The 7,077-nt window shown below is 57.8% G+C and carries 4 protein-coding genes; 3 read left to right on the top strand and 1 reads right to left on the bottom strand.

All coding sequences use genetic code 11. The annotated features are described in order from the left end of the window. Positions 1–386: 386 nt before the first annotated feature. Positions 387–536 carry a hypothetical protein gene (locus QZ302_RS07650; RefSeq protein ID WP_294594192.1) on the bottom strand — a complete coding sequence of 50 codons (150 nt, stop codon included), beginning with the start codon at positions 534–536 and terminating at the stop codon, positions 387–389. 356 nt (positions 537–892) lie between these two features. Here QZ302_RS07650 and QZ302_RS07645 point away from each other — a divergent pair, with 356 nt between their 5' ends. The 3 genes from QZ302_RS07645 (at position 893) to QZ302_RS07635 (ending at position 6,800) form a co-directional block, all read left to right on the top strand. Next, positions 893–3,169, top strand: coding sequence for a GH92 family glycosyl hydrolase (locus tag QZ302_RS07645; protein WP_294594190.1), 2,277 nt, complete (start codon positions 893–895; stop codon positions 3,167–3,169). Positions 3,170–3,283: 114 nt separating this feature from the next. Beyond that, entirely contained in the window at positions 3,284–6,268 is a 2,985-nt protein-coding gene (gene secDF, locus QZ302_RS07640; protein ID WP_294594189.1) for a protein translocase subunit SecDF, read from the top strand. A 163-nt stretch (positions 6,269–6,431) separates the two neighbouring features. Beyond that, a complete protein-coding gene (locus QZ302_RS07635) occupies positions 6,432–6,800 on the top strand; it encodes a thioredoxin domain-containing protein (protein WP_294594187.1) in 369 nt (122 codons plus the stop codon). Positions 6,801–7,077 lie beyond the last annotated feature (277 nt).

The following is a 7,077-nucleotide window of genomic DNA, read 5'->3' as shown; positions in this document are numbered from 1 at the left end:
TGGGGTGTTGTCGTGCCCAGAAATGGGCCGAGCTTTTGCGGCTCTTTGAGCCGCGCAGTCCGCCGCCACCCCACGCGGCGGATTGCAACTCGTCGGAGTTCGTTGCACTCGCCGCTGGCGGCGAACAGTTGTAGGCTGAGAGCGAGTAGCGCGGTTTGTAGAACCGCCGGGCTTGCGCGCTGGGCCTTTGGCCCACCCGGGGAGCGCGCAGCCCGAACCCGACAGAAAAATGCTGTGCTCCTGCGACCCAAAGGGGCGCTCGGGCCGGCGTCACCCCGGCGTAGGGCCCAACTCGCTGAGCTCGTTTTGCCTCCGCTGGCTCCGGCCGCCAAAGTTAAGTCAGTTAGGGTCTCCGGCCCCTTGCCCACCGCGACTCCCTTTCCCGTTTATTCCGAGAGGCAACGCAACTGAAAACCGTGGGCGCGGTCTGTCGTGTAGTTGGGAATGAGTCCTATTGTGTTGAAACTCAGGTAGACGCCTTTTATGTCGTTGATCGCAAAGGCCCAGCTGTATCCGGAGTTGCCGACGTCGCTCAACGCACCTGAGGTGCTGAGGCGGAAGCCCGGGGCGGGCCGCAGGGCGTTTTACTGGCTGCCTCGGCTTCAAGTTAGGGTAGAGGCTGGTATTAAAAGACGCTGTGCGTCCGTTTATTCCGAGAGGCAACGCAACTGAAAACCGAAGGCACGAGGACTGCCGCCGTTAGGAATAAGGCTTTTCGGATGGAAGTATAAGAACATGCCGCCGGTCTCATCTATCGTAGAACACCAGCTGTACCCGTGGCTGCCGAGATTGTTCAAAAGGCCCGAGTACACGTGGCGGCAGCCCGGGGCGGGGCCATCGTCAGCCGGCCGCTGTGAATGATTGAGATATATTCAAAGAAACGACTGAAAATATGAGAACTTCGATCCATGGATTATGGAGCCTCGTTTTGGGAGCCGCCTTGCTGGCCGGCTGCCGGACTGCTGCGAACGATCAGGAGCGCGATCTCGCACAGTTCGTCGATCCCCGGATCGGATCCGGCGGACACGGGCACGTTTTTGTCGGAGCCAACGTGCCGTTCGGAGCCGTACAGCTCGGGCCTACGAATATCAGTCAGGGATGGGACTGGTGTTCCGGCTACCATGTCAGCGACACCACCGTCATCGGCTTTGCCCATACCCATCTCAGCGGTACCGGGATCGGCGATAAGGGCGATGTGTTGCTGATGCCGCTGATGGGGACTTTGACCGCTCCGGTGAAGGCGCAGAACTATTTGTCCACCTACTCCCACGACCGGGAGGAGGCGCAGGCGGGATACTACAAGACCCGGCTCGACCGGTACGGAATCGACGCCGAATTGACCGCTACGCCGCGCGTCGGTCTCCATCAATACACCTATCCCGCTACGGATTCGGCGCGGGTGCTCGTCAATCTCTTCAACGGCATCGGCTGGGACTGGCCGACGGAGTTGCAGATTCGGGCCATGAATGACTCCACTGTTGAAGGGTATCGCCTCTCGCGGGGATGGGCTGAGGATGATCGGGTCTATTTTGTGGCCGAGTTCTCGAAACCGTTCAAAAACATCGCCGTGTATGCCGATACCACCGTGTTTCCGGCTAAAGAGGGGCGACCGGCGCGGACGGTGGTGACGCCGGAGGCATATGCCGTGCTCGATTTCGGGCCGTTGACCGAAGGAGAGACGGTGGAGGCTCGTGTGGCGATTTCGGGGGTGAGCGTGGCAGGCGCTAAGGCCAATTTATTGGCGGAGGCGCGCGGCCAGGGATTCGACGAAACCCGTGCCCGGGCGCGGAGGGAGTGGAACGAACTGTTGGCCCATATGTCCGTCGAGACGACCGATACGGCCCGCCTGCGGACGTTTTATACCGCGCTTTATCACGCATCGATTTTTCCGGCTGTTTTCAACGACGTGACGGGTGAATACAGGGGGGCCGACGGTAAGATTTATGCGGATTCGAGTGCCGATATCTATACGATTTTCTCGCTGTGGGATACCTATCGGGCGGCCAATCCGCTATATACCCTCACTGCGCCGGAGCGCGTGGGCGATTTCGTGAACTCCTTCATCCGGATTTATGAGCAACAGGGGAAGGTGCCGGTGTGGCATCTGGCGGGGAACGAGACGAATTGCATGGTCGGATTTCCTTCGGTGCAGGTCATTGCGGATGCGATACTCAAGGATATTCCGGGGTTTGACCGCGAGAAAGCGTATGAGGCGATCCGGGCCTATGCGCAGCTCGATGAACGGGGGCTGCGTCAGGTACGCGAGCGCGGCTACATCCCGGCCGACGAGGAGGGCGAGTCGGTGGCCAAGGCGCTGGAGTACTGCATCAGCGACTGGAGCGTGGCGCAGGCGGCCCGCAAGTTGGGGAAAGAGGAGGATTACGACTATTTTATGGAGCGGTCGAAAAATTACCGCCATTATTTCGACTCGACGGACTGCTTTATGAAAGGGCGGCTGGCCGACGGCTCGTTCCGGACACCGTTCAATCCGGACTACTCGACCCACCGGGGAGATGATTTTTGCGAGGGCAATGCCTGGCAATATACGTGGCTCGTGCCGCACGACTTCGAAGGGCTCTTCGCCTTGTTCCCCAGTCCGGAGGCGGTTGAAGCGAAGTTGGACAGTACGTTTACCGTGCCGTATAACGGCGGGCCGGGGGCTTCGCCCGATATTTCGGGCCTGATCGGCCAGTATGCCCAAGGCAACGAACCGAACCACTCGACGATCTATGCCTATGCTTACCTTGGGAAGCAGTGGAAGACGGCCCGGCTGGCGCGGCGGATTCTGGACGAATTTTTCGACGATACGGTCGAGGGGCTGTGCGGGAACGAAGATTGCGGCCAGATGTCGGCTTGGTATGTCTTCAACGCGCTGGGCTTCTATCCAGCCAATCCGGCCAACGGCGCCTTCGTGCTGGGGAGTCCGGTCTTCGACCGGGTCACGTTCCCGGTTGCAGGGAATAAGCGATTTACCGTCGTGGCGGAAAACAACGGGCCGGAGAATATCTACATTCAGTCCGCCACGCTGAACGGCGAACCCTACTCGAAGGCCTATATCACCTATCGGGATATCATGGGCGGCGGAGAACTGCGGTTGGTGATGGGCCCTCGGCCCAACGAAGCGTTCGGGGCCGGGCTGGCCGATCGGCCTCGTTCGGCGGTCGAATAGCGGCGGAGGGAACCCGTCCGGGGCGAAAAATGGCTGCGAGTCAGGAAAAAAGTATATATTTGCAACTTCATATCACCCGAAAAAACAAAAACAAAATAAAACTATTTACGATCCATGCAGAATAAAGGCGCACTCAAGTTCTTGGCCATCATGCTGGCCATCGCCTGCGCGTTCCAGCTCTCGTTCTCGTTCGTGACGCGGAGCGTGCGCAAGGAGGCGGCCAAAGTCTCCGGCGGGAACTCGGCTGTCGAACAGGCCTACCTCGACTCCATGAAGTCGCAGGTCGTGTACAACCTCGGACTGGTGAAATACACCTACGCCGAATGTCAGGAGAAAGAGATCAACCTCGGGCTCGACTTGCAGGGGGGGATGAACATCACCCTCGAAATCGCGGTCGAAGATGTCCTCAAGGCCCTCTCCAACCACAGTACCGACCCGCAGTTCCTTCAGGCTATGGCGGATGCCAAGACGGCTATGCGGAGCAGCACCGACGACTTCATCACCCTGTTTGCGGACGCCTATCGGCGGATTGCGCCGGAGGGGCGGCTGGCGGCTATCTTCGGAACCTATGAACTGCGGGGGAAGATTACGCCGGAGTCCACGAATGAACAGGTGATCCGCGTGTTGCGCGAATCGAGCGACGCGGCGATCTCCAACTCGTTCAACGTGCTCTCGACCCGTATCGACCGATTCGGGGTGATTCAGCCCAATATCCAGCGGATCGGGAATACCGGTCGGATTCTCGTCGAACTGCCGGGTATCAAGGATCCGGAACGGGTGCGGAAACTCTTGCAGGGGACGGCCAGCCTCGAATTCTGGACGACCTATACGGCGAAGGAGCTCTATCCGATGATGGCGCAGGCCGATAACGAAGTGGCCGGTTTGCTGGCGGCGGAAAAGGCTGCGAACGCTTCGGCTTCGGCGACTGAAACGGCTGCGGAAGCGGCTGATGAGGCGGCGAAGGATTCGACCGACGTGCTGTCGGCTCTAGGCGCTGCGCAGGGTGAAGACGGAATCGCTGCTGCGGCGACGGGAAATGAAATTTCATCGTTGTTCAGCGTCTTCCAGCCGTTCCAGGAGGGGGGCGTGATCGGGCTGGCGCAGTCGTATGACACGGCGAAGGTCAATACCTACCTCAATATGCCGCAGGTGCGGGCGATGTTCCCGCGCGACGTGCGCTTCATGTGGGGGATCAAGGGGATCAAAGGAAATCCGACGGTCTTCGAACTCTATGCCATCAAGGGGAGCAACGACGGGCGGCCGGCGCTGGACGGGAGCGTGATTACCGACGCGGTCGGACAGTACGGACAGACCGGTTCGTCGGCCGAAGTCTCGATGAGCATGAATGCTGCGGGGGCGAAGACCTGGGCGCGGCTGACGGCGGATAATGTGGGACGGTATATCGCGGTGGTGCTGGACGGGTATGTATACTCTTGCCCGATCGTGAACGGCGAGATCGCCGGGGGGCACTCGCAGATTACCGGCGACTTTACGATTGCCGAAGCGAAGGACTTGGCCAATATCTTGCAGTCGGGACGCCTTCCGGCTCCGGCGCAAATTGTGCAGGAAGCGGTCGTAGGGCCGTCGCTCGGACAGGAGTCGATCGATGCAGGGATGATCTCTTTCGTGCTGGCGTTCGTGCTGGTGCTCATCTATATGTTCTTCTTCTACAAGACGGCGGGGATGGTGGCCAATATCGCCCTGATTGCCAACCTCTTCTTCTTGTTCGGGGTGTTGGTTTCGTTCGGTGCGGTGCTGACCTTGCCGGGGATTGCCGGGATCGTCCTTACCATGGGGATGGCGGTGGACGCCAACGTGATTATTTACGAACGGATCAAAGAGGAACTGCACTCGGGTAAGGGGCTCAGCCTCTCGATCGCCGATGGGTTCAAGAACGCTTATTCGGCTATTATCGACGGACAGGCGACGACATTGATTACCGGTATCGTCCTCTTCATCTTCGGGACGGGGCCGGTGCAGGGCTTTGCCACGACGTTGATTATCGGGATTTTGACATCGCTCTTCTGCGCGATCTTTATTACGCGGTTGATTTTCGTGGCGATGCTCGATAAGGGGTGGAACATCCGCTTCTGGAACCGGATGACGGAACACTTCCTCGGCAATGCGAAGATCGACTTTATCGCTTGCCGGAAATACACTTATATTATCTCCGGGGTGCTGATTCTCGTGATGATCATCTCGCTGGCGACCAAGGGGTTGAGCTACGGTGTCGATTTCTCGGGGGGACGGGCCTATGTGGTGCGCTTCGACCAGCAGGTGACCGCTAACGAGGTGCGGGCTGAGCTGGATAAGGTCTTTACCGACGGGTTGGAAGTGAAGCAGTATGGGAATAAGGATCAGAAGCAGATGCGGATCGTGACCCAGTACAAATACGCGGACGATGCGGACGGGGTGACGAACGAGATCAACGAGATGATTTATCGGGCTTTGAAACCGCTCTATAAACAGGACATCTCGATCGAAGACTTTACGACGACGGTCAATAATCCGTACGGGATTATCAGTGCGGAGAAGGTCGGGCCGAGTATTGCGCACGATATCAAGGTCAATTCGTTCATTGCCGTGATCTTCTCACTGATCGCCATCGGGATATACATTGCGATCCGATTCAAGAACTGGCAGTATGGGATGGGAGGGGTTGTCTCCCTGTTCCACGATGCGATTCTTACGATCGGTATCTTCTCGCTGTTGTACGGTTTGCTGCCGTTCAACCTGACGGTCGATCAGTCTTTCATCGCGGCGATCCTGACCATCATCGGGTATTCGATCAACGACACGGTGGTGATCTTCGACCGGATTCGTGAAAATCAGCATCTCTATCCGCGGCGGTCGCGGCGCGAAAATATCAACCATGCGATCAACAGTACGCTGGCCCGGACGGTCAATACGGCGGGTTCGACGTTTGTGGTGTTGCTGGCGATCTTTATCTTCGGTGGCGAGGTGATTCGCGGTTTCGTCTTCGCGCTGATGTTCGGGGTGGTGATCGGGACGTTCTCGTCGGTGTTCGTTGCAACGCCGGTGGCATACGACATGATGACCCGCAAGGAAAAACGTACCGGCAAGACGATTGCCGATTAGTCCGGCGCGATTCTTTCTCAGTAGTATTTCGAGGCAGCCTCTCTTCCCTTTGTTTGGAGGGATGAGAGGCTGTCTCTTTTTTATATGTCTGTTCTGTAAAGAATGGGAAAAGTGTATGTTTTTTGCATGGTATGTTTGTGATGTGATAAACTGATGGAACAGAATGATGGAATTGCTTGAATTGAAAGAGGCGGCTTTGGAACAGGTGGTTCGGCCGTCGGAAGATGGGACTTATCGTCCGGTGGGGGAGAGGCCGGTTGTTTTGGATTTTTATGTGCCGTGGTGTCAGCCGTGTCGAACGATGTTGCCTGTGCTTGAGGAGGTTGCGGAGGAGTATGCGGGTCGGGTCGATTTCTATAAAATCGACATCGACCGAGAGCGAAGGATTGCGGTGCGGTTCCGAGTTCGGAATGTGCCGGCTTTGGTTTTCCTATCGTCGGATGGGGTTTCGGGGTGCGGGATACATGTCGGTGCGCTGACGAAAGCGTTGCTGCGGGAACGTGTCGAGGCATTGCTGGCGTCGTCGTGTTGATAAGGGGCCGAGGTATAGTTTCGCGTATTGCTTGGGGTAGAGGCAGCCAATTGAAATGCGCAGCATTTCCCGTTCACGGGACGTGGGGCCCGGCCGGCCCGAGGCCAGTTTTAGGCGGGTCAAAGCTCGACCGCGCGCCGCCGCCTTAAAAGGGAAATCGTCAAAATGCACTTGTGCGTTTTGACTGGATTTCCCCAGGCGCGCGAAAAAATTTGCCCACTCACGAAAACTCCGTCGCCCGCCCGCGTAAATAAGGGATTTCACTCGTTTTGCGGTG

Source organism: uncultured Rikenella sp. (assembly GCF_910579375.1).
In the GTDB taxonomy this organism is placed as follows: Bacteria; Bacteroidota; Bacteroidia; order Bacteroidales; family Rikenellaceae; genus Rikenella.
This window is presented reverse-complemented; position numbering and strand designations above follow the sequence as displayed.